Below are 22,139 nucleotides of genomic sequence, written 5' to 3'. Positions count from 1 at the left end.
TTTTATTTACCGCGGAAGACGGGTTTACGTTTTTCCATAAAGGCACGTCTACCTTCAGCGTAATCCTCACTATCAAAGCAATCTTTAATCAATTGACGACATTTGTCGTAATCAATCTCAGGAGAAGCTTTCAGAATCTCTGCAATGATGGCCTTACCTGCTCCAACGGTAATTGGAGCATTGGCAGCCAAGGCTTGCTTGTACTCCACTTGTAATGCTGCTAAGTCACCAGGCTCACATACCCGTGTAATGAGGCCAATATCGCGTGCCTCTTTGGCATCAATACGTCTAGCCGTGAAAAATAAATCCTTTGCCATTGCTGGACCAACCAAATCAACCAAGTTCTTTAAGGCTGAATAGCGATAGCCTAATCCTAAGCGAGCAGCTGGAATGGAAAATACTGAATCAGTACTAGCGATACGAATGTCGCAGCTCATTGCCACATTAACTCCGCCACCAATACAGTAGCCCTTAATGCAAGCGAGTGTCGGTTTGCTGAAGTTATATATACCCATCAGAGCTTGTTCAGCCATCTGCTCATAACGAGATACCGCCTCCTGAGCAGCACGCATATCCTCAAACTGCGTAATATCCGCACCCGAAACAAATGCTTTTTCACCTGCGCCAGTAAAAACTACCAAGCGAATCCGGTCATCTCCCTCTGCAGTATTTAATAAGGGGGCTACCGCTTCCCACATATCGACTGAAAGTGCATTGTGACGATCGGGATTATTAAATTGAATTTGTAAGGTGCTGCCATCCTCATCTAACCAAACTTTGACACGCTCAGTGATGGACTTATATTCAACGGCACTCATTAATACACTCCTTTAGATTTGAGGCTAGAGAGTTCGGCGGCTTCTAAGCCGAGCTCTTTTAAGATTTCTTCACTATGCTCACCACGCTTAGGTGCTGAGCGTACGATTGTGCTGGGGGTACGGCCAAGCTGCATTGGCTGACCAACCATTTTTTGTGGGCCATGGTGAATAGACACTACATCTTTAACGATCCCTAGATGTTGGACTTGAGGCTCCTCAAATACACCTTTAACATCGTTAATCAGACCGCAGGCAACACCACCAGCATTAAAGCGCTCAACCCAATAAGCGCGATCTTGCGCAGCTAAGCGACGGTTAATCTCAGCATTGATGGAATCGCGATTAATGGATCTACCCTGCTTGTCTTTATAGCGCTCATCGGTAACCCACTCAGGCGCACCAACGATGTCGCAAAAGCGCTCCCAGATCTTGGATCCAAAAACAGCGATATTCATATAGCCATCTTTTGCCTTATAGACTCCAGTGGGGATACTGGTTGGATGGTAGTTACCTGCTTGGGTTGGCACGTCGCCATCAATTAACCAGCGGGAATTCTGAAAATCCATCATATAAATCATGGATTCCAATAAGGAGGTATGGATCCACTGCCCCTTGCCAGAAGCATCACGCTCTAACAAAGCAACCAAGATGCCTTGGGCAGCAAATATGCCAGCGCAAAGATCTGCAATGGGAATGCCAACACGCATTGGGCCATCACCTGATTTACCAGTCACCGACATCAAGCCACTCATGCCTTGCGCAATCTGATCAAATCCGGGGCGCTGGGCTAATGGTCCCGTTTGTCCAAACCCAGAAATACTGGCATAGACCAAACCTGGATGATCTTTACTTAAAGTTTCGTAATCAATGCCAAGACGAAATTTCACATCAGGACGGAAGTTCTCCACAACCACGTCAGCACTGGCAATTAGTCGCTTCAAAATCGCAATGCCCTCAGGCTCCTTGAGGTTGAGGGTAATAGATCGCTTATTACGGTGTGTGTACTGGTAGTCAGATCCATCTTGACCACCTAAAGTATCATCGCCGCGCATGTGATCAGGCATCTGCACCTGAATCACATCAGCGCCCCAATCGGCAAGCTGACGGCAAGCAGTAGGACCCGCACGAACTTGGGTTAAGTCAATGACACGAAAACGCGCTAAGGCGGCTGAAGCAGGCATATGAGGCATAAGAGTTACTCGATTAGTAAACGAATTAAAAAAGGGGTTGGTTAACTTGCAATTTGATTTTTTAATACTTGCCCTTGAGCAAATAGGTGAAGATTTTTAACAAATAATTCCAGCACTCTTTGTTCATTGCCGGCAGAGTGACCAGCAGAGTGAGGTGTCGCAATTACATTCTCCATATCCCAAAGTGGAGAAGCAGGATCCAAAGGTTCTGACGCAAACACATCCAAATAAGCGCCGCCTAATTTTTTACTTTGCAATGCTGCAATTAAATCGGGCTCGTTAATAATTTCGCCACGCGCAATATTGATGATGTGAGCACCCTTCGGAAGGAGATTGAATGCAGTGCGATCAATAACACCACGAGTGTCATCACTTAATGGGCAGGCTAGCACCAGCCATTGGGCCTGAGGCAGAACTTGATGTAACTGAGAGATATGAATCACCCCGTCTTTTGGCGGCTGATTTTCTTTGAGGGCTGTATTAAATCCAACCGAGATTTTTTTAACGCCAAACACATGCAACGTCTTTGTGATCGCATCGCCAATGGGGCCTCTTCCCACAATCACAGCCGTTTGCCCGCTCAAATCTTCAGGCAATGGGTAGTTAATCAAGGAGTCCCAACGATGTTCTGTTTGCGCTTTGAGCATTTGTGGAAATTTCCGTGCCAGCATCAGAATTCCAGCAATGGCGTTTTGCATCACAACAGGCGCATTCACTCCGGAAGATCCGGAAATAGTAACGCCCTGCTTCATCAGATCTAAATAAATTTGACGATCCGCACCAGCAGAATGAATTTGCACCCACTTTAAGTCTGGCGAGCTCAATAGCAGATCATAAAAAGTCTGGGTAGAAGGAATAATTTTTTGCTTAGTTGATGTGGCTGTAACATCTCTTGAAATTAAAGCAGCATCAAACTGGACGCCAGGCTTCTGCTCTGCACTATTAAGCAACCGAACAGATAGACTTGCCTCCTTACTCAGAAGTGCTTCTAAGTCAGGCAAGGCTTTAGGGCTGACCAAAATTCGTAAGGACATATTAAGCTTTAGGGAAGTCGTAAAGACGCGCAGGATTAGAGACCAACACCCGCTCTAAGTCTGCAGGCTTATCAATCCAGCGTGACAATAAATTGAGCAATACGCCATCATCAGGAACTGAGGCAGTATCAAAGTAATTGATATGAGGCCAATCAGTACCCCAAACCACATTATCAGGATTAGCTGCTAGCAAGGCTTTCGCAAAAGGATCGACATCTGCATACTCTTTGCTCAGATCGCCGATACGATCAGCCCCCGAAATCTTGACCCAGCCCTTTCCTTCCGTAAGCATTCGACACAGAAACTGAAAGCCAGGATTATTCAGGCCATGACTGGTATTCATTCGCCCCATATGATCGATTACCAACGGCAAACCCAAGGGCAGTAGTTTTGGTGCCAGCTCCGGAAGATCCGGAGCATGAGCCCAAATCTGCGCATGCCATCCTCGCTCCGCAAACTTCGGCGCTAACTTTTGCAATACCTCAAGACCCACTCCATTGCGATACATGGGCTTGCCATCAATTTGCAATAAATTAAAACGGGCAGCACGAACGCCTAAGTCATGCCAACGATCTAATTCTTTATCGGTCACATTAATATCGGGCACCACTACACCTCTGAACCGATCTGGATACTTCTCAAGCCCCTCTAATAAAGAACCATTATTGGTGCCACAGACACTAGCAGTAACCAATACACCCCGAGCAAAACCAATGCGATCGAGGTGCGCTGCAAACTGGGCTGGTGAAAATTCTTGTGGGGTGTAGCTACGGTCATCTGCCAATGGGTACTTGGAAAAAGGTCCAAAGATATGAACGTGGCTATCGCATGCCCCCGCAGGAACTGAAAAATTAATTGGGGTATATTCCGATTTTGGAGGTAAACAAGCGCGAGTCATTTAATTTATTCAGCCTTTATTTTTCCAGATTGCAATAAAGCCTGGGAGTTAATTGATTCTTGATTTAACATCGCTGCCCACTCTTGAGTAGTAGATGAACGTGCAGTGCTACCTAATACTCTTAAGCGTCCGCGTACACCACTATCATCAATTGCTTTTCTCAGGGATGCATTCAGAGACTTCACTACATTAGGCGAAGTGCCCAAGGGGGCCAAAATGCCCGCAGTAGTACTGGCATCTAAATCTAATCCCATTGCTTCACGCAAGGTTGGAGAATCCGGCAAACCAGGATCGCGATCCTTAGAGATCACCGCCAAAATTCTTAAGCTTCCAGAATCAACAAAAGGCTTTGAGCTGGTAATTTGATCAACCACGAAATCGATCTGTCCTCCCATGAGGTCTGTTAAGGCAGGGGCCGAACCTTTATAAGGGATGATATTAAAACTAGCCTTAGTAGCGTCTTCCATACGCAAAATTGCAATGTGATTAGAAGTGCCCTGTCCAGCGTGCCCAACAGAGACTGAACCAGGTGCATTTTTTGCAGCCTGAAGCACTGCTTTCGCATTCGGAAAGCGCTTGTCATCTTTGCGCACTACTAATACCAGTGGAGAAACTGCAGCAAGTCCTACTGGCTCAAAACTATCTGGCTTATAAGGAGGTGTCTTGAGCATGTAAGGTAAGACTGAAATCGTGTTGGTGGTTGCAACCAATAAAGTATGGCCATCAGCCTCAGCTCGAGCAACATAAGCAGATCCAATCGCGCCACCAGCTCCCGCCTTATTTTCAACAACGACCGACTGACCAGTAACCTTGGCAAGAGATGGTGCAATGGATCTAGCAATCACATCAACATTGCCGCCAGGAGCAAAAGGCACTACTAAAGTAATCGTCTTGCTAGGATAAGTTTGTGCTGCCACCCAAAAGGAACAGCAAAGCATCAAGATGCCAAAGGCCCCTCTTTGGAAAAAAATTTGCCACATGTTTGTCTCCAGCGTTTTTCGCTTTTGTGTTTTTTATTTTGTACTACTGATTTACTACTGGTCCGTTGAAGGGAGATAGCCCTCCCCCCAACAGCCCATGCTACCTTAAAACCACTCTTTCTGAGTTAATCCTTAAAGCTGGGATCCATACGATCCACAAACCTCAATAAGCCTGGCCATTCCATCAAACCATAAGGCCTACGTGTTTGTGGCTGATAGTTCATATAGGTCTCCTCTAAGACTGCTGGTGGCACCTCCTGAAACGCAGTATTGCAAGCCATAGCCGCCAATTGAGCACGGCATGAGGTCTCTAGTCGATGCATCCAGTTAAAGGCTTCGCCAACTGATCTACCCACAGTTAATAAGCCGTGATTACGCAAAATCATTGCCTCCGCGTTTCCAAGATCCCGTACCAATACTTCTTGTTCCGCCATATCGAGCACGACGCCCATATAGTCGTGATAACCAATCTTGAGAAAGCGCATTGCAGTTTGATTAATTGGCAATAAACCACATTTGAGAGAGGAAATTGCCATGCCTGCTGGTGTGTGCGTATGAATTACACAATCGACTTCAGGTCGTGCCTTATGTACTGCACTGTGCAAAATATATCCTGGCTTATTAAAACCGTAATTCAATTCACCAAAGTCAGGCTTGAATAAGACTTCGCCTTCATGATTAATCTTCAGAAAGCAGGAAGCAGTCATCTCTTCATACATCATTCCATAGGGATTGGTTAGAAAAGCTCCTTCCTCTCCTGGAACGCGGATGGTAATGTGATTGGCCATCATGTCAGACATTCCATAGTGCGCAATCAAGCGATAGCAAGCAGCGAGATCTACACGTGCCTTCCATTCCTCTGGGGAAACTTTATCTTTGAGAGAGGGTAATTCCAAGCGTCCTACTGTCATGATTTTCACCTAATGATTTACTACTGATATTTTAAGTAATTCGGTGATCAATAGCTCATTTTTGACCATAATTTAGCTAAATCCCTGACAGATAAAGACTTACCCCCTAGTACTTCCCCTGAGATTGTCTGAGCCAGTTGCATACCAATCCGAGGCTCTGCAAGTTCAAGAAATTTATCCGTCAATTCTTGATCCGTGAGCGGCTCATCAGGATCGCCATGTCGTGTGTGTTGATGGTGGGTATAAATCGAGCCATCATTCAATTCGATTTCGACCTTCGCTGAACGATGCAGAGGAAATTTAGCAGCACATTCTGGATCTACTGATAACTCAATCTTATCTTCCATTGCATAAATCTGAGGATTTTTTAATGCAGCCTCTAAAAATGCTCTCTCACGCACGCGACCTAAAATAATTCTGGCAGAAACGGTATAGGTCAAGCTGAACTTTGCTTCAAATGGCGTTGTTGGATGTATGTAGCGACAAACTTCGTTGGTTGCCTTGTAAGCCCCTACCCGAATTTTCTGAATTTGCTCGGCCTCAATCGCATGCGCATTGAGTAAATGCGATACCGCATCAATCGCTGGAAAGTTGTGTCCACAGCAGCCATGATTCTTAAAGGTCATATGTTCAATATTCCAACCGGACCCCAATCCCTCAAAGAGTTCGTTCCAACGTGGATTCTCACACAGCGCCGCACCAAATCCCGCCTCCCCCTCCAGTAAATCTGGGGTGCCGGTCATTCCAGCCTGCGCAGTCAATGCAGCATTAAGACCAACCTCTGCGGCATGACCTGGATGCATAGGCTTAGTCATGGAGTCAGAGCGAAATGCCTGCTGTAATCCACTGGCGAAGGTGCCTGCAGTCGCCAATGCATCACAAGCCTGAGATGCATTGAGCTTTAGTAAATAAGCGCATGCTGCTGCAGAACCAAATACTCCCGCAGTACCAGTGGTATGAAAGTATTGGTAATGACTTGGTTGAATGACCTTACTGATTCGGGTTGAAACTTCGTATCCAACAATGATGGCCGCCAATAAATTTTCAATCGACTCATTGCGAGACTCTGCCAATGCAAATGCTGCTGAAATCGTAGGGCATGCTGGATGGTAAGCCCCATCTCTAAAAATATCGTCAAACTCAGCGATATGGGAGATAGTGCCATTTACGAAAGCTGCTGCTCTTGAGAATGCCTTCTGGTGGCTTCCTGCGATGGAGCATTGCCCAACTCCAAGCTCTTCTAGATAAGCCTCTCTTAACTTAGAGGCAGCATCTGTATCAGCTCCAGCAATCAATGCCCCATGCCAATCCAAAAGTACACGGCGTGCGCTATGGATGGTTGATGGGGCGAAGCTAGTTTGATAGCTAGCTTCAATGAACTTCCCAAATTCTTGTAACAAGGTCATGATTTATTCGGGCTTAGCGCCAGATGCTTTAACGATTGGCGCCCACAAGGCGAAATCTCCCCGAACAAACTTAGTGAATTCTTGAACGTTCATGAGAACAGGATCAGCACCCAGACCAAGCAATTTCTGACGAATGACAGGTTCTTCCAAAATGCTCACGACCGTTTCATTCAATTTTTTTACAATCGCTGGATTGGTTCCTGCTGGTGCAAATAGGCCAAACCAAGCACCAGTCGCAATCTCCACACCAAGCTCATTGAGTGTTGGCAAATCTGGCATTGCACTAATTCGCTTCTTGGATGAAACCGCTATGGCATTTAACTGACCAGCTTTAATTAGCGGAATCACTGAAGGCGCTGTAGCAAACATAAATTGCAAACGTCCCGCAACTAAGTCTCGGGTTGCTTCAGCCCCTTTATATGGAATATGAGTAGCATTAATTCCGGTCTTTTGTGAAAACAAGAAACTAATTAAGTGTGCTGTAGTGCCAATACCTGTAGAGCCGTAATTGAGATTGCTAGCATTTGCTTTGGCATAAGCTTGAAACTCTTTCCAAGTCTTCACACCAGAACTTGCTGGAACTACCAAGATATTCGGCACATCGCCCAATAGAGCTACAGGCTGCAATGCTTTTTGTGGGTTTACTGCCAAATTGCCGAACAGTGTTGGGTTAATGGAAATTGGCCCAATCGAATTGGCCAGCAATAAATAGCCATCCGGTGGCGCTCTACCTACTACCTCGGTACCTAAATTCCCGGCAGCCCCTGGCTTATTCTCAACAATGACTGGCACCTTCCAGCGAATACTCATCTGGTTGGCAACTTCACGAGCCAAAATATCTGTCGTACCACCAGCGGTAAACGAAACAATAATTTTAATAGGCTTATCTGGGTAATTTCCTGCGCCTTGCGAGAAGGCATTGGATACCAACATCAATGCGCAAGCTAACAGCAGTGCTAACTGTTTCAAGGATTTCATTTTTTGTCTCTCTACTTTTTTAATAGTGAATAATTTATGAATGAATACTATGCTCTTTGATTAAAACGACGGTCAAATACCTCTTCCGCAATTCTATTCTTCAAAATCTCGATAGAACCACCTGCAATCATCCAGCCGCGCGTACGTCGCACACAATACTCAACCAAAGTCTCTTGGCTGTAACCAGTCGCACCCATGATTTGTAGCGCCTCATTAGCCACCTCAAATCCAGTGTTGTTACAAATTAACTTTGCAGCAGTAGTTTCATAAGCAGAAGGCAATCCCTCTTGGGCATTGACTGCAGCACGATATAGCATTAATTGTGCAGCATCCAATTTGACAGCCATCTCTGCAAACTTCCACTGAATTCCTTGAAATTCGCAAATTTGCTTCCCAAATTGCTCGCGTACAGAGGCGTATTCCTTTGCCTTGTTAAACGCATAACGTCCGAGCGCCAAAGCACGTGAAGAGTTACCAATACGCTCTACGTTAAATCCACTGATTTGCTTTTTAAATCCGCCCGGCCCCAATAGAAGTCCATCATCAGAAATGAAGCAATCTTCAAAGTAAAGCTGCGACCACTCTTCGCCACTCATGAAGCTATTTGGCTGACCAACTGTGAGTCCTGGCGCATCTCGCTCAACCAATACAGAACCAATACCGTCTAATCCTGGACCAAAACGGACATACACCAGAAAGAGACCTGCCTCAGGGCTATGCGTTGAAAACACCTTAGAACCATTGATTAAATAACCACCATCTACTTTTTTGGCAGAAGTTGCCAACTCTGTCACCGCAGAGCCTGCTCCCGGCTCACTCATACCCAAACCAAGAATTTTCTTTCCGGCCAACAAGTCAGGTAAATATTTTTCCTTTTGTGCGTCACTAGCATATTCAACAAATGTTCTAATCGCACCAAAGTTTCCTGCCTGCACCACATCGGCTGATTTAGGGCAATGCATTGCCACCTCTTGAATGGCAATCACGGCATCCATTAATGTCCCGCCCATGCCGCCATCTTTTTCTGGAAAAGCTATACCTAAAAGGCCTTGCTCGCTGATTTTTTGCGCAATCACCCATGGATATTCAGGGCTGTGTGCACGCTCTAAGGCGCCTGGTGCCAATTCTTTTTCGGCAAATTTACCGACTGCATCTGCAAAAGCTCTTTGTTCGCTATTTAAATGAAAATCCATGATTCACTTTCTTTGCTATATGTTTTGTTTCGTGTTTTATTTTGTTAGTTCACACAGTTTTGTGGTGAGCCCGCCAAATAAGCGTTGATGTTGTCAAAAGCAATACCAAAATAGGCTTCGTAGTTATCTCTCTCTACAAAACCAATATGTGGGGTGCATAAACAGTTAGGTAAATGCAGTAATGGATGATTAGCCCCTAAGATTGGCTCTGATTCATAGGTATCTATAGCGGCATATGCAGGGCGTCCTTGCTTTAGCCCTGCTTCTAGAGCGCCTGGCTCAATCAATTCAGCACGACTAGCATTTACTAATAATGAAGTTGGCTTCATCATGGCTAAATCTTGAGTGCGCACGATATTACGCGTCTCATCGTTAAGTCTGAGTTGCAAGCACACGATATCGCTAGTACGGAAGAAATCCTCTTTCGAGGAGGCCACGGCAAATCCTTCTTCAGCAGCTTTTTGAAGACTGCTTTGGCGACCCCAAACCAATGGTTTAGCACCAAATGCTTTTCCCAAATGACAGACCTGTTTACCAATCCGTCCAAATCCATAGACACCCAGGACTTTGCCTGCTAACTGGTCGCCGAGATAGCCTTGCCACTGACCATTCTTTAATCTAGCAACCTCTTCAACTAGCTTTCTCAAGGATGCCAAGATAAGCAACATATTTAACTCTGCTGTGGCAGCCCCAGAACCCCTGCCGTCCATCACCACAATGCCTTTTTCTTTACAGGCCTGCAGGTCCACATGGGATGCCATTTTTCCGGTTTGAGAAATCACCTTTAATTTGGGGAGGCGATCTAGCAACTCTCTCGTAATGACTGTTCTTTCACGAATCAACACAATTGCGTCGGCATTTTTATAACGCTCTGCAAGAGCATCGGTACCGCTCACGCTATTGTTAAAAATCTCTACGGTATGGCCTTGTAATTTCTCAAAACAGGAAAGATGCCGAATGCAGTCTTGGTGGTCGTCAGATATCACAATATGCATAGCGAGCTTTCTTTATTCGAATAAGCCATCAAGATTGGCTTTCATAAATCCAGGCCCACTGATTTTTGCTAAGTTAGCAATTTCAGACTCAAGCTTGTCCTTGCCCATTTCACGGGCAATAAATACAGGACCTCCGCACCAACGAGGGAAGCCATACCCATTAACCAGTGCGACGTCACAATCAGTGACATCACCCACCACCTTCTCAGATGCTAAATGGGCGATTTCATTCATCATGGCAAGCAATACGCGATTCACAATTTCTGTATTGGTAAATTCACGGCGAGTAATACCTTTTGCATCACTTGCCTCAACAATTATCTTTTTAACAAAAGAATCGACTGCATTCGATTTTTTGCCATCAAGGTATTGGTAAAACCCTGATCCCGTTTTGCGTCCAAACCTACCCGCTAAGCAAAGTTGATCTGCAATATTGACATAGCGATGCTCAGGGTTTCTTGTTGCAGCCTGACTCTTGCGCATGGCCCAAGCAATATCTAATCCTGACATATCCGACACGGCAAATGGACCCATAGCAAATCCATATTCTTCTAAGGCTTTATCAATCTGTTCGGGGTAAGCCCCCTCTTCCAACATAAATTCACATTGACGACGGTAGGCCGCATAAATACGGTTGCCAATAAATCCAAAAGCATTAGCGCTAATCACGGGTGTTTTACCTAAACGCTTTGCAAATTGCAGAGCAGTTGTAATAACACTTGGCTCGGTCTGCTTACAACGCACAATTTCAATCAACTTCATCACTTGTGCAGGGCTAAAGAAATGCAAACCAAATACACGAGATGGGTTTTTGGTTTTAATGGCAATAGCATCAATATCTAAATAGGATGTATTGGAGGCGAGTAATGCATTAGGACTAGCATTTTCTTCAATCTTCTGGAAGACCACATGCTTTACTTCCATCTCTTCAAATACCGCTTCGATGATTAAGTCTGCTGACGCGATATCAGCCCATTGTGTAGAGTGAGTAAAGCCCTTCAGAATTGCACTCGCTTTATCTTCTGCTATCTTGCCGCTTTTAACGCGAGATTCATAAAAATCTACTACCTTTTTAGCGCCATTTGCTAAGGCCACTTCATTTTGATCCAGTATCAGGACTTTATATCCAGCAGATAGGCAAGCCATTGCGATTCCAGAACCCATCGTTCCAGAGCCAATGACTGCAACTTGCTCAATCGTCTTTAGATTTTGTTCATCACTACCCAATGCTTTAAATAACTTACGTTCAGCAAAGAATTGGTGGCGTAATGCCTTAGCCTCAGTGGCAATCCGTAGCTCCTGAAATACCTCGCGCTCAATTGCCAATCCTTGATCAATGGGCAAAGTCAGCGCATTGCTAATCATCTCAATCGCTTTATTTACGTTTGGACGATTCTTGCCCGCCTTCAATGCCTTTTGGGTAGCAGCTAACACACTAGACGCTTCAGCTTTTGGCGTAGCAATGTCGCGGATACGATTTTTTTGACCAATCAGGGATCTTGCAAACTGAATGGCGTTCCCCAAAAGATCCTCTTTAACCAGTTTGTTAATAATGCCCAGTTTGAGAGCTTCATCGGCCTTGATGCGTGTGCCAGCACAAATAAATTCAATCGACTTTTCAACACCAATGAGTCTTGGTAAACGTTGAGTGCCTCCGGCGCCAGGAATAATGCCTAAGGTCACCTCTGGCAAACCGACCAATGCACCTTCCAGTGCAATACGTGCATCACACCCCAAAGCCAACTCAAACCCACCTCCTAGAGCGGCACCATGTAAAGCACAGACCACTGGTTTAGGGCAATTCTCAATAGCGCTAATCACATTCGGCAAGTGAGGCTCAGCCAAGGGCTGAGAAAACTCTTTGATATCCGATCCTGCAATAAAGGTACTCCCTCCACCAATGATGACAGCCGCAGAGGATTTTGGATCGCCCTGAAATAGTTCGATAGCCTCCAGGAGTCCCTTACGAACCTCTGTAGATCCCGCATTAATTGGCGGATTGTTCACGGTAATAACCATGACATCTGCTTCGTGGTGAATATTAATTTTGCTTGTCATATTTTTTATGCTGACTCAAACCATTGAATCAAGCTAGCGTTAATTTGATCAGGTTTTTCATACTGAACCCAATGACCAGCATCAATTACGAGCTCTTTTGCCCGATTACTGCGTCCGCTCACCAATTTTTCAATGAGATATTCAGGGTCGCAAGTAATGTCATGCTCACCCCATATTAATAGTGCAGGTCCAGAGTATTGCTCAAGCTGCTCTGCCAGGCCGCCCGGCCTGGCAATCGGCTTACTCTTGAAGCGAGTGGCTATACAGGCATCTCGATGAATACGAATCGCCTCTGCATCGACCCGCTCATAGGTACTGATCATTTGCTGATACAGATTCTCACGCATGACTTCATTCAATTTCTGGATATCGCCACTGGACTCTATTTCCTTCCAAGCAAGCAACTCACCCCTTGGTCGACGTGGACCACCATGGCCTGCGCTACCCAAAAGCACTAATTTGGCAATATGTTTTCGCTGATTCGCTAAATGGGCTGCCACAAATCCACCAAATGAAAAGCCTGCAATATTGACTAATTTATTCTCGCCAAATAGGGCATTCATGGTGGCAATCATCGGCTCCATCATTCCAGACTGGAATTGACCATCAAAGAAAGTAGATTGACCAAAACCAGGCATATCTGGCACAAATATATGAAAGTGCCCTGCCAAGCCATCGAGGTTGCGCGCCCAATGCTCCCAACTTCCATGCCCACCATGCAACAGAATTAATGGCAATTGATTGGGTACAGGGCTACCGAATTCATGCCAAGCCACAAACCCATCCCGATAAGGGATGAGTTGGGTTTTATGAGCTAGGGCCTGAGTCATCTTAATGAATTTTTATTTAATTCAAAACGGCAATACCGTCTGCAGCCTTTACGCCTTGTCCTTGAGCAAAAACAAAGATCGGGTTAATTTCACACTCAATCAGACGCTCACCTAGAGCAGCAACCATTTCTGAAAATTGCACAATTGCTTTGACGAGGGCATCGACATCACACTGGGGTCGGCCACGATATCCATTTAATAACGGCCAGGTTTTAAGCTCCTGCAACATTTCCAATACCTCTTGCTTACTCAATGCTTTGCCTGGAGAAATCAAGCGCATGCTGGTGTCCTTAAAGAGCTCTGCCGTCACTCCGCCCATACCAACCAAAATAGCCGTACCCAAAGGATCTTGGTGCACACCCACCATGAACTCCATTCCACCAGAGGCCATTTCTTGGACGAGGAACTCTTGAATAATCGAGCCAGATTTTTGTTTGACTTCTGCAGCCATCGCAATGAGCTTACTTGGAATATCCGCAATCGCTACATTAAGAGCAACTCCCCCGACTTCAGTCTTATGAGTAATCTCATTAGACAAAATCTTGAGAACACACTTGTCGCCAAGCGCTTTCAAGGCATCTAAATTTGGATTGGTAGCCTCCACTACTGCCTCGCGCACCCCTGGAATACCAAAAGCGGAGAAGAGATTCTTGGCTTGAAACTCATTTAAAGAGCCATGTAATGAAGCAAGATCAAGTCCAGCTGGAATAGTTGCTACAGAGCCTGTCTCAGTAATGCCGCCACGTAAACCATTAGCATGCAACATGCTGGATAAAGCCACGCTGCAACTTTCAGGTTGTGAGAAAGCAGGCACTCCAAGCTTCGTCATTAAGGCGCCTGCAATCGGTGCATGAGGACTGACATATGCAATGACTGGCTTATCACTTGTCTGCATACAATCTCGAACAGCGCCAGCCATTAAGTCAGGCATCGACAGACTGGATGATCCTAGGATCAAAATTAATGCGTCGTAGCTCGGACTATCCAACAATGCACTAATCGCCCCGCGTAATAAATCAGGCTGCAATCCTGCCAAGGTGACATCAATTGGATTGCGATCTAAAACCGCTTGGTCTCCAGGCTGGAGTGCGCGTAGTCGCTCAGCCGTTTTATCATCTGGGACAGGCGTTTCAAATCCCCACTCGCCCAAACTATCCGCCACTAAGGTTCCAGCGCCGCCTGTTGAAGTCAAAATAGCTACGCGCTTGCCCTTTAAAACCCTGCCAGATGACAGTGCCGCAGGAATATCTAAAAAGTCTGAGAACTTATTTGCGCGAATAATGCCAGTTTGTTTAAATAAGGCGTCATACATTTTGTCGCTACCAGCCAAAGCGCCGGTATGAGAAACAGCAGCCTTAATACCTGCCTCTGATTTTCCTACCTTGTAAACCACAATTGGCTTGCCCGCTTGCTTTGCTCTTAATGCCGCTGCGCGAAATTTTTCAGGATGACGAATACTCTCCAGATACAGAACGATCACTTTAGTACTGGGATCATCTGTTAAATAATTCACAAAATCAGCCATTCCCAAATCCGCTTCATTACTGGTGGAGACTAATTTAGACAAGCCCAACCCAGATGCTGCTGCACGAGAGAGTAATGATCCTAGTATGCCGCCGCTTTGAGACACTACGCTGACACCACCCTTTGGAAACTCATCCATTTCCAAGGCGCTACTGGGTGATAAAGGAATATCGTCAGTAACATTCACCATACCAATGGTGTTAGGACCCAAAATACGCATTGCGCCCGCAGCTACAATTAACTCTTCTTGCTTTCTTAATCCCTCAGGACCATGCTCTGCAAAGCCGCTAGTCAAGACGATGGCTGCTGGCGTACCCATGCGAGACAGCTCTTGAACTGCGCTCAGTGCCTTATCAGTTCCCACCATAATGATGGCAACGTCTGGAGTCTCGGGCAGCGATTCAATATCGGGGTAGCACTTTATACCGGCAATCTCTTCTACCCGTGGGTTGACGGGATAAATTTTTCCCTTGAAATGATGTTTTTGTAAGTAGGCGATCGGTCTACCGGCTGTTTTTTTAGGATCTGTCGAGGCACCAATCACAGCAATACTGCGCGGCTCCATTAATTTTAAAATTGCATTACTCATCTTTAGGTCTTATTTATTTTTTGCTGCAGCAGCTTTTTCCAGAAAGGCCATAACCGATTCGCGATGCTCGGTGCTGGTATAGCAAATGCCTTGTGCTTGACTACCCTGCGCAAATATCTGAGCTGCGGTTGTTTCAAAAGTCTGATTCAAAATGGTTTTACCTAATGCCAGCGCAGTAGCAGAGCCTTTACTCATTTCTTTAGCCCAAGCTTGCGCATCCGACACCAATGAATCTGCCTTACTAACCCGATCGACAATACCAATCTGAGTGGCCTCCTCTAAATCTACTTTTCTACCACTGAAGATCAGCTCTTTTGCCTTGACCAAACCAACGCGTCTTGGCAAGAAATACATACCGCCACCATCTGGAATGATGCCGCGATTGATATATGACCAAGTAAAGTTTGCGCCCTCAGAAGCCATAATGAAATCACAAGCCAAAGCAGTATCCGCACCCAATCCGGATGCAGGTCCATTGACTGCAGCAATCGTAGGCTTAGGCATGGTGTGCAATAGCGCTACAGCATGATGTACGCGTTGCTGACGATGCCAGCCATTAAAAGCTACCTCGCCCGCCGGTGCTTTCATACGCTTTTCCATGCCAGTGATGTCGCCACCAGCACAAAAACCCTTACCGTTACCTGTTAACACCAATGCACGAATGGCTTTATCGGCAGCAACCATCTCTAGCGCTTCGATAAATTCAGAGCGCATTGCATCGCTCATGGCATTTCTTTTTTCTGGACGATTTAAACGTAGGGTTGCAATTTCATTTTCTACGCTGAGTTCTATTAATTGAAAAGTCATCTTATTTCCTTGCTAAATATTTTTTAATCTGGGCTGATATTGGCATCTTTAATGACGGTTCGCCAACGCAGCTCTTCTGCTTTTACAAACTTGGCAAACTCTTCTGGTGAGCCCGCTTTAATGATGAGACCTTCACTCTCAACGCGCGCCTTAAATGCCGAAGTTTGGGTTCCCTTCTTGATAGATGCATTCAGCCTATTAATCACGGCCGGCGGAGTACCAGCAGGTGCAAAGTATCCATACCAGCTGCCTGCTGAATAACCTGGGACGCCGCTTTCCGCAACGGTTGGCAGCTTAGCTAACAAGGGCGTTGTAGAACGAGTGGGCGTCGTTACAGCCAACGCACGCAATTTACCGGACTCCACCAAACTACCAACTGCAGAAGCCGTAGCAAACATCACATCTACCTGACCACCAATCACATCCGTTAACGCAGGGCCTGCACCTTTGTATGGAACATGCGTCAGTTTTGTACCTGCGATGGAGTTAAATAATTCACCGGCGAGATGGGCAGAAGTTCCACCACCTTGTGAAGCAAATGACAGTTTTCCAGGATTCGCTTTTGCGGCAGTAAGAAATTCTGAAAATGTTTTGTATGGGCTATCGGCCGAGACCACCACCACATTTGGAGAAATGCCTACCAATATCACCGGAGCAAAATCTTTATCTTGGGAGTACGGTAATTTCGCTTTCAAACTGGGATTAACAGCGTGGGCTAATGTAGCCACTACCAAGGTATAGCCATCCGCAGGACTTTTGGCTAATGCATCAGTACCAATAATGGTGCTTCCGCCTGGCTTGTTATCAATCACAATCGATTGCTTTAAGTCCTCAGACATGGGGACGCTTAATGTTCTTGCGACCAAATCAGTACCGCCTCCAGGCGCAAACGGGACGATCACTTTGATCGGACGATCGGGATATGCTGCAAGCGCAAAAGTAGAGCCCGCAAAGGAAACAGCCAGAGCAAAGACTCGAAGTAAAACGCCTAAAGAACTCAATCCCATCTCCTGCTTATCTATTTTTTATGTGGTGCCAGGAAGTATGAAGCAAGTAGGCGTAAAAATTATGGTCTAATTCCACCAGATGGAATTAGAAAAGTCCGGCTCCAAAACCAATCGCTCCCTCATCCGGGGGATCGAGATCCTGCGTTGCTTTAAGCCGGGCATGGGGCTACTGGGAAACAGTGAGATAGCGGAGCGGACCGGTTTACCCCCCTCCACCATTAGTCGCCTTACCCAGACACTAGTACTTTCTGGGTTCTTACAGCACGACGCCGGACGCCAAGCTTATCGATTAGCCCCTACCGTCCTTTGCCTCGGACACGCTTTCAAAACGGGCTCTGCTGAGATCAAACTTGCCGAGCCTTTAATGCGCAAAGCATCGGAGAAACTCAAACTCAACGTTGGACTTGCGGTAGCAGATCGCCTGGAGATGGTCTACCTTGAATCCATCCGCTATACGAAGAATATCGCCCTAAGAACAGTTGCTGCCGGACAACGAGTGCCACTTGAGCGGACATCTTTGGGTAGGGCCTGGATTGCCAAACTGGATCCTGATAGTAGAACGCAGCTTCTTCTAGAATTAAAAAAACAAAAAATCAAAAATTGGGCTCAAATAGAGAAAGAGATCCATGAAGCAATAGAATCAATGTCAGAAAAGGGATATTGTGTTGCTAACTGGTTACCTGAAATTTCAGCGATCTCTACTTCTGTTCAATTACTGAATGGTAGTTATGCATCACTCAACTTAAGTACGCCAGCAGAGAGTAAATTAAATGCGGTTTTGGAAAACTACACGCCTGCGCTTTTTGAATTAAAAGATCAGATTGAATTTGAACTCAACAAAATTAAATTAAGTTAAATACTATGAATCCTATATATATCTGCGATGCTATTAGAACTCCTATTGGCCGTTACGGCGGATCATTGTCTAGCGTGCGCGCCGATGATTTAGGCGCAGTCCCAATCAAAGCATTGATGCAAAGAAATCCTCAGGTGAAATGGGATGAAGTAGATGAAGTGATCTATGGCTGCGCCAATCAAGCTGGGGAAGATAATCGCAACGTCGCTCGCATGAGCGCACTGTTAGCAGGCATTTCTCCGAGCGTGCCTGGAGCTACGATTAATCGTTTATGTGGTTCCGGTATGGATGCTATCGGCACTGCTGCCCGAGCAATTGCTGCCGGTGAAATTGACTTGGCCATTGCTGGCGGTGTTGAAAGCATGAGTCGCGCACCCTATGTCATGGGCAAAGCGGATTCAGCATTTTCCAGAAGCCACTCTATGCAGGACACCACTATTGGTTGGCGTTTTATCAACCCCCTCATGAAGAGTGCCCATGGCGTTGATTCCATGCCTGAAACTGCTGAGAACGTTGCTGACGATTACAAAATTAATCGAGCCGATCAAGATCAAATGGCTTTAAGAAGTCAAAATAAAGCTGCTGCTGCACAAGCAAATGGCCGCCTCGCAAAAGAAATTACGCCAGTCATCATTCCTCAGAAAAAGGGTGAGCCAATTGTGGTTTCCCAAGATGAACATCCGCGTGCAACAACGATTGATGTGCTGAGTAAGTTAAAGCCGATTGTTCGCCCTGATGGCACAGTGACTGCAGGCAATGCATCCGGCGTTAACGATGGCGCATGCGCTCTATTACTTGCGAGCGAAGAGGCTGTTAAAAAGCATGGACTTAAACCAAGAGCCAAAATTATTGGGATGGCAACCGCTGGCGTGCCACCACGCATTATGGGTATTGGCCCTGCACCTGCCTCCCAAAAATTACTCAAGCGCTTGGGAATGAGTGTTGATCAAATTGATGTGATTGAACTCAATGAGGCTTTCGCAGCCCAAGGTCTAGCAACTCTACGCGAATTGGGTGTAGCCGATGACGATGCTCGCGTCAATCCTAACGGTGGCGCGATTGCCCTAGGACACCCCCTAGGCATGAGTGGTGCACGTCTGATTACGACCGCATTAGTCGAGTTAGAAGAAAAACAAAAGCGTTTCGCCCTTTGTACTATGTGCATTGGTGTAGGCCAAGGAATTGCAATGGTGATTGAGCGTGTTTAAGTAGAGTTCATCATGAAGCCATTGCCAGCTCAAGCCCTGATATCCGAGGGATGGCTCGCGCCCTTAAGGCATACCGTTTTTCGTTCTCTTTGGTCAGTTTGGTTGACAGCCAATATTTGCTTGTGGATGAATGATGTCGCTGCAGCATGGACCATGACCTCACTCACCACTTCGGCAACCTTAATTGCCTTAGTGCAAACCGCATCAAGCTTGCCCGTATTGTTACTTGGCGTTCCCAGTGGCGCTCTAGCTGACATCATCAATCGCAAACATTACTTTGTATTTGCGCAAATTTGGCTAGCTACCAATGCAACAGCACTGATGCTGTCTTTAGTATTTGGAGTATTAAGCCCGTACCTATTGCTCTTTCTGACCTTCACCAATGGCATTGGTTTAGCAATGCGTTGGCCGATCTTTGCAGCAATCGTTCCTGAGATTGTTCCACGAGAGTCACTCTCCTCTGCGCTTGCACTCAATGCCATTGCTATGAATACCTCTCGCATTGTCGGACCTTTAACTGCTGGAGCAATCATTGCTGCAGCAGGCAGTACCTATGTATTTGCATTGAATATGGTTTTATCACTAATCACCACGGTGATTGTGATGCGCTGGAAATACCAAAGCTATGTCAGCACATTACCTGGTGAGCGCTTTGTAGGGGCTATGCGAGTCGGCATGCAGTACGCGTGGCAATCTAATCGGATGCGTACGATTATTGGCCGTGCATTTTTATTTTTCTTTCAGTCGACTGGCCTGATTGCCCTATTGCCAGTAATTGCCAAAACACACTTTCAAGGGGATGCTCACATCTTCACCCTTTTGCTTGCCTGTCTTGGTTTTGGTGCGATTCTTGCTGGCTCGCAATTATCCCGGCTACGCAAATACCTCAAACCGAGCGATCTTATTACCTACGGCTTAATCGCTCTATCGCTGGCCTCTACCGGAGTAGTGTTAGCTCCAGACTTATGGCTTGCCTCCTTATTAATGATGGTGTGCGGTGCCGCCTGGATTAGCGTCGCTAACTCCCTCACAACCTCGGCACAACTGACGCTCCCGGGCTGGGTAAGAGCTAGAGGTATGTCTATTTATCAAATGGGCCTCATGGGGGGAAGCGCATTAGGCGCAGCCGTTTGGGGAAAGCTGGCCGATGAATATGGCGTCGTCACCAGCATTGTGATCAGCTCTATTTTTGGCCTTGTAGTGCTATTTCTGATTCGCAAGCATCGTATTGACAATCACCCGCTTGAGGATTTCACGCCGGTTTGTCCTATTGAGCGCCCCCATCCCGCAGCCGATATTGATTTGCATGCAGGCCCCGTGATGATCTCCATTGCATATCAAATCCTCCCTGAGAAGGCTGAGGAATTTAAAAAACTGATGGCGAAAGCTAGAAAATCTCGCTTAAGACAAGGCGCGCTTTCATGGAGTCTATTTGAGGATACTGAACAGCCTGGAAAGTTTGTAGAAGACTTTGTATTTGAAACCTGGGCTGACTACCTAAGAAGGTTTGACCGCTTTACGGCTGAAGATTTGAAGATGCAAGAAGAGCGACACCAGTACCATATTGATGCACACCCACCAAAAATTACGAGACGTGTTGCATCTGCAATCAAAGATTAAAAAAGACTAAATTAAATATAGTTTGATAAAAAAGGAGACCTATGAAATACCTAAAATATTGCCTTCTACTAGCTTGCGCTCAATTTTCGTTGAATGCCATTGCCTTTGATGAGCTGGTTAAGAAGCAAACTTATGAATTACCTTCATTAAAAACCAGTAGCGGAGCAACCATTAAAAACGTCAAGATTGGCTATGAAACCTATGGCCAGTTAAATGAAAAAGGTGACAACGCCATTCTGATTTGCCATTTCTTTTCTGGCACATCACATGCAGCCGGAAAATATAACGCCACTGATGCTGCCCCTGGTTATTGGGACAGCATTATCGGCCCTGGAAAGCCCTTAGATACCAATAAATACTTTATTGTCAGCTCCGATAGTCTGGTTAATCTGAATGTTAAAGATCCAAACGTGATTACTACAGGACCAGCATCCATTGATCCCGATACCGGCAAGCCTTATGGAATGACATTTCCGATTCTGGATACTCAAGATTTAGTAAGAGCACAAAAGTCTTTGTCTACATCTCTTGGTATTAAGAAATTTCAAGCAGTGGCTGGTTTATCGATGGGCTCATACCAAGCCTTAGACTGGGCGGCAACTTATCCTGAGATGGTCGAAAGAGTCATCGCCGTCATTCCAGGCGGTCTTGAATCCAATGCATTTACGATTGAGATTGCCCAAACTTGGGCTAATCCAATTTTATTGGATGCTAACTGGAATAAAGGCGACTACTACGGCTCTAGTAATAATCCTATTAAAGGTTTAGAGCAAGCATTACAGCTCACCACCATTAACTCCCGCAATCCAGCTTGGGCCGAAAGACTATTTGGAAGAAAGCTGACTGTGGCCGATAAAGAGCCTGCTCAAAGCTGGGATAACACTTATGCGGTGCAAGATGCGATTAGTAAAGCTGGTGCTGGTAGAGCAAAAATTTCGGATGCGAATCACTTCTTGTATCTCACCAAAATCATTCAGCTGTATCGCATTGGGAATGCCAAGACGGTAGATGAAGGCATTAAGCCAATCAAAGCAAAAATCATGTTTGTTCCAGCAGCCAGTGATATCCTTTTCTTCCCCTCATATGCCAAAAATGCTTCTGAAACTCTGAAGAAAAACGGCATTAAATCAGAAGTAGTTGAAATTCCTGGCGATGGTGGTCACATTGATGGAATTACTGATATTGCAAAAGTTGGTGAGCCACTACGTAGCTTTTTGGGACGATAGAACTTACTTCA

19 protein-coding genes are annotated in these 22,139 nt (G+C 45.8%); 4 read left to right on the top strand and 15 right to left on the bottom strand.

Going from position 1 to position 22,139, the window contains the following annotated elements; genetic code table 11:
* Positions 1 to 2: 2 nt before the first annotated feature.
* The 15 genes from ICN47_RS09840 to ICN47_RS09770 all read right to left on the bottom strand — a co-directional run bounded on the left by ICN47_RS09840 (position 3) and on the right by ICN47_RS09770 (position 17,218).
* Positions 3 to 818: an enoyl-CoA hydratase gene (locus ICN47_RS09840; protein WP_216219760.1), complete on the bottom strand. Its 816-nt coding sequence runs from the start codon at positions 816 to 818 to the stop codon at positions 3 to 5.
* The gene (locus tag ICN47_RS09835; protein ID WP_216219759.1) at positions 818 to 2,008 is read right to left on the bottom strand and encodes a CaiB/BaiF CoA-transferase family protein; all 1,191 of its coding nucleotides are present in this window, start codon (positions 2,006 to 2,008) and stop codon (positions 818 to 820) included. Before ICN47_RS09835 ends, ICN47_RS09840 begins: the two co-directional genes overlap by 1 nt.
* Positions 2,009 to 2,049: 41 nt before the next feature.
* Positions 2,050 to 3,042 carry a D-2-hydroxyacid dehydrogenase gene (locus tag ICN47_RS09830; RefSeq protein WP_216219758.1) on the bottom strand — a complete coding sequence of 331 codons (993 nt, stop codon included), beginning with the start codon at positions 3,040 to 3,042 and terminating at the stop codon, positions 2,050 to 2,052.
* A 1-nt stretch (position 3,043) separates the two neighbouring features.
* Positions 3,044 to 3,940 carry an amidohydrolase gene (locus ICN47_RS09825; RefSeq protein ID WP_216219757.1) on the bottom strand — a complete coding sequence of 299 codons (897 nt, stop codon included), beginning with the start codon at positions 3,938 to 3,940 and terminating at the stop codon, positions 3,044 to 3,046.
* A gap of 5 nt (positions 3,941 to 3,945) precedes the next feature.
* A complete protein-coding gene (locus ICN47_RS09820; RefSeq protein ID WP_255538991.1) occupies positions 3,946 to 4,920 on the bottom strand; it encodes a tripartite tricarboxylate transporter substrate binding protein in 975 nt (324 codons plus the stop codon).
* Positions 4,921 to 5,045: 125 nt separating this feature from the next.
* A complete protein-coding gene (locus ICN47_RS09815) occupies positions 5,046 to 5,831 on the bottom strand; it encodes a class II aldolase/adducin family protein (protein ID WP_216862650.1) in 786 nt (261 codons plus the stop codon).
* A 47-nt stretch (positions 5,832 to 5,878) separates the two neighbouring features.
* Positions 5,879 to 7,237, bottom strand: coding sequence for an MmgE/PrpD family protein (locus tag ICN47_RS09810; protein WP_216219756.1), 1,359 nt, complete (start codon positions 7,235 to 7,237; stop codon positions 5,879 to 5,881).
* Between the two features lie 3 nt (positions 7,238 to 7,240).
* On the bottom strand, positions 7,241 to 8,215 hold the full coding sequence (locus ICN47_RS09805) for a tripartite tricarboxylate transporter substrate binding protein (protein WP_216219755.1): 975 nt from the start codon (positions 8,213 to 8,215) through the stop codon (positions 7,241 to 7,243).
* Between the two features lie 47 nt (positions 8,216 to 8,262).
* Positions 8,263 to 9,408 (bottom strand): acyl-CoA dehydrogenase family protein, encoded by a 1,146-nt coding sequence (locus ICN47_RS09800; RefSeq protein WP_216219754.1) that lies wholly within the window; start codon positions 9,406 to 9,408, stop codon positions 8,263 to 8,265.
* 44 nt (positions 9,409 to 9,452) lie between these two features.
* Positions 9,453 to 10,403: a D-2-hydroxyacid dehydrogenase family protein gene (locus tag ICN47_RS09795; protein ID WP_216219753.1), complete on the bottom strand. Its 951-nt coding sequence runs from the start codon at positions 10,401 to 10,403 to the stop codon at positions 9,453 to 9,455.
* A 12-nt stretch (positions 10,404 to 10,415) separates the two neighbouring features.
* A complete protein-coding gene (locus tag ICN47_RS09790; protein ID WP_216219752.1) occupies positions 10,416 to 12,461 on the bottom strand; it encodes a 3-hydroxyacyl-CoA dehydrogenase NAD-binding domain-containing protein in 2,046 nt (681 codons plus the stop codon).
* Positions 12,462 to 12,466: 5 nt separating this feature from the next.
* Complete coding sequence (locus tag ICN47_RS09785; protein ID WP_216219751.1) at positions 12,467 to 13,291, bottom strand: alpha/beta fold hydrolase; 825 nt, start codon at positions 13,289 to 13,291, stop codon at positions 12,467 to 12,469.
* Positions 13,292 to 13,307: 16 nt separating this feature from the next.
* Complete coding sequence (locus ICN47_RS09780; RefSeq protein WP_216219750.1) at positions 13,308 to 15,404, bottom strand: acetate--CoA ligase family protein; 2,097 nt, start codon at positions 15,402 to 15,404, stop codon at positions 13,308 to 13,310.
* Positions 15,405 to 15,413: 9 nt separating this feature from the next.
* Complete coding sequence (locus tag ICN47_RS09775) at positions 15,414 to 16,211, bottom strand: enoyl-CoA hydratase/isomerase family protein (protein ID WP_216219749.1); 798 nt, start codon at positions 16,209 to 16,211, stop codon at positions 15,414 to 15,416.
* A 23-nt stretch (positions 16,212 to 16,234) separates the two neighbouring features.
* Positions 16,235 to 17,218 (bottom strand): tripartite tricarboxylate transporter substrate binding protein, encoded by a 984-nt coding sequence (locus ICN47_RS09770; protein WP_216219748.1) that lies wholly within the window; start codon positions 17,216 to 17,218, stop codon positions 16,235 to 16,237.
* Positions 17,219 to 17,297: 79 nt separating this feature from the next.
* Between ICN47_RS09770 and ICN47_RS09765 the strand changes: the two genes are divergently transcribed.
* The 4 genes from ICN47_RS09765 to ICN47_RS09750 are packed head-to-tail and all read left to right on the top strand — an operon-like array spanning position 17,298 to position 22,128.
* Complete coding sequence (locus ICN47_RS09765; protein WP_216219747.1) at positions 17,298 to 18,074, top strand: IclR family transcriptional regulator; 777 nt, start codon at positions 17,298 to 17,300, stop codon at positions 18,072 to 18,074.
* A gap of 5 nt (positions 18,075 to 18,079) precedes the next feature.
* Positions 18,080 to 19,282, top strand: a complete 1,203-nt coding sequence (gene pcaF / locus ICN47_RS09760) for a 3-oxoadipyl-CoA thiolase (protein ID WP_216219746.1) — start codon at positions 18,080 to 18,082, stop codon at positions 19,280 to 19,282.
* Positions 19,283 to 19,294: 12 nt separating this feature from the next.
* On the top strand, positions 19,295 to 20,902 hold the full coding sequence (locus tag ICN47_RS09755) for an MFS transporter (RefSeq protein WP_216219745.1): 1,608 nt from the start codon (positions 19,295 to 19,297) through the stop codon (positions 20,900 to 20,902).
* Between the two features lie 41 nt (positions 20,903 to 20,943).
* Positions 20,944 to 22,128 carry a homoserine O-acetyltransferase gene (locus ICN47_RS09750; RefSeq protein WP_216219744.1) on the top strand — a complete coding sequence of 395 codons (1,185 nt, stop codon included), beginning with the start codon at positions 20,944 to 20,946 and terminating at the stop codon, positions 22,126 to 22,128.
* Positions 22,129 to 22,139: the final 11 nt, after the last annotated feature.

It is taken from the genome of Polynucleobacter sp. AP-Latsch-80-C2 (assembly GCF_018882185.1).
In the GTDB taxonomy this organism is placed as follows: domain Bacteria; phylum Pseudomonadota; class Gammaproteobacteria; order Burkholderiales; family Burkholderiaceae; genus Polynucleobacter.
The sequence above is the reverse complement of the archived record's forward strand: the minus strand, read 5'-3'. Positions and strand labels throughout refer to the sequence as shown.

What these genes read in the sequence shown, in the direction of transcription:
- ICN47_RS09755 (WP_216219745.1), top strand. Translation starts at nt 19,295, where the DNA reads ATGAAGCCATTGCCAGCTCAAGCCCTGATATCCGAGGGATGGCTCGCG.
- ICN47_RS09750 (WP_216219744.1), top strand. Translation starts at nt 20,944, where the DNA reads ATGAAATACCTAAAATATTGCCTTCTACTAGCTTGCGCTCAATTTTCG.
- ICN47_RS09810 (WP_216219756.1), bottom strand. Translation starts at nt 7,237, where the DNA reads ATGACCTTGTTACAAGAATTTGGGAAGTTCATTGAAGCTAGCTATCAA.
- ICN47_RS09800 (WP_216219754.1), bottom strand. Translation starts at nt 9,408, where the DNA reads ATGGATTTTCATTTAAATAGCGAACAAAGAGCTTTTGCAGATGCAGTC.
- ICN47_RS09790 (WP_216219752.1), bottom strand. Translation starts at nt 12,461, where the DNA reads ATGACAAGCAAAATTAATATTCACCACGAAGCAGATGTCATGGTTATT.
- ICN47_RS09815 (WP_216862650.1), bottom strand. Translation starts at nt 5,831, where the DNA reads ATGACAGTAGGACGCTTGGAATTACCCTCTCTCAAAGATAAAGTTTCC.
- ICN47_RS09775 (WP_216219749.1), bottom strand. Translation starts at nt 16,211, where the DNA reads ATGACTTTTCAATTAATAGAACTCAGCGTAGAAAATGAAATTGCAACC.
- ICN47_RS09765 (WP_216219747.1), top strand. Translation starts at nt 17,298, where the DNA reads ATGGAATTAGAAAAGTCCGGCTCCAAAACCAATCGCTCCCTCATCCGG.
- ICN47_RS09840 (WP_216219760.1), bottom strand. Translation starts at nt 818, where the DNA reads ATGAGTGCCGTTGAATATAAGTCCATCACTGAGCGTGTCAAAGTTTGG.
- ICN47_RS09825 (WP_216219757.1), bottom strand. Translation starts at nt 3,940, where the DNA reads ATGACTCGCGCTTGTTTACCTCCAAAATCGGAATATACCCCAATTAAT.
- ICN47_RS09805 (WP_216219755.1), bottom strand. Translation starts at nt 8,215, where the DNA reads ATGAAATCCTTGAAACAGTTAGCACTGCTGTTAGCTTGCGCATTGATG.
- ICN47_RS09780 (WP_216219750.1), bottom strand. Translation starts at nt 15,404, where the DNA reads ATGAGTAATGCAATTTTAAAATTAATGGAGCCGCGCAGTATTGCTGTG.
- ICN47_RS09770 (WP_216219748.1), bottom strand. Translation starts at nt 17,218, where the DNA reads ATGGGATTGAGTTCTTTAGGCGTTTTACTTCGAGTCTTTGCTCTGGCT.
- pcaF (WP_216219746.1), top strand. Translation starts at nt 18,080, where the DNA reads ATGAATCCTATATATATCTGCGATGCTATTAGAACTCCTATTGGCCGT.
- ICN47_RS09835 (WP_216219759.1), bottom strand. Translation starts at nt 2,008, where the DNA reads ATGCCTCATATGCCTGCTTCAGCCGCCTTAGCGCGTTTTCGTGTCATT.
- ICN47_RS09830 (WP_216219758.1), bottom strand. Translation starts at nt 3,042, where the DNA reads ATGTCCTTACGAATTTTGGTCAGCCCTAAAGCCTTGCCTGACTTAGAA.
- ICN47_RS09820 (WP_255538991.1), bottom strand. Translation starts at nt 4,920, where the DNA reads ATGTGGCAAATTTTTTTCCAAAGAGGGGCCTTTGGCATCTTGATGCTT.
- ICN47_RS09795 (WP_216219753.1), bottom strand. Translation starts at nt 10,403, where the DNA reads ATGCATATTGTGATATCTGACGACCACCAAGACTGCATTCGGCATCTT.
- ICN47_RS09785 (WP_216219751.1), bottom strand. Translation starts at nt 13,291, where the DNA reads ATGACTCAGGCCCTAGCTCATAAAACCCAACTCATCCCTTATCGGGAT.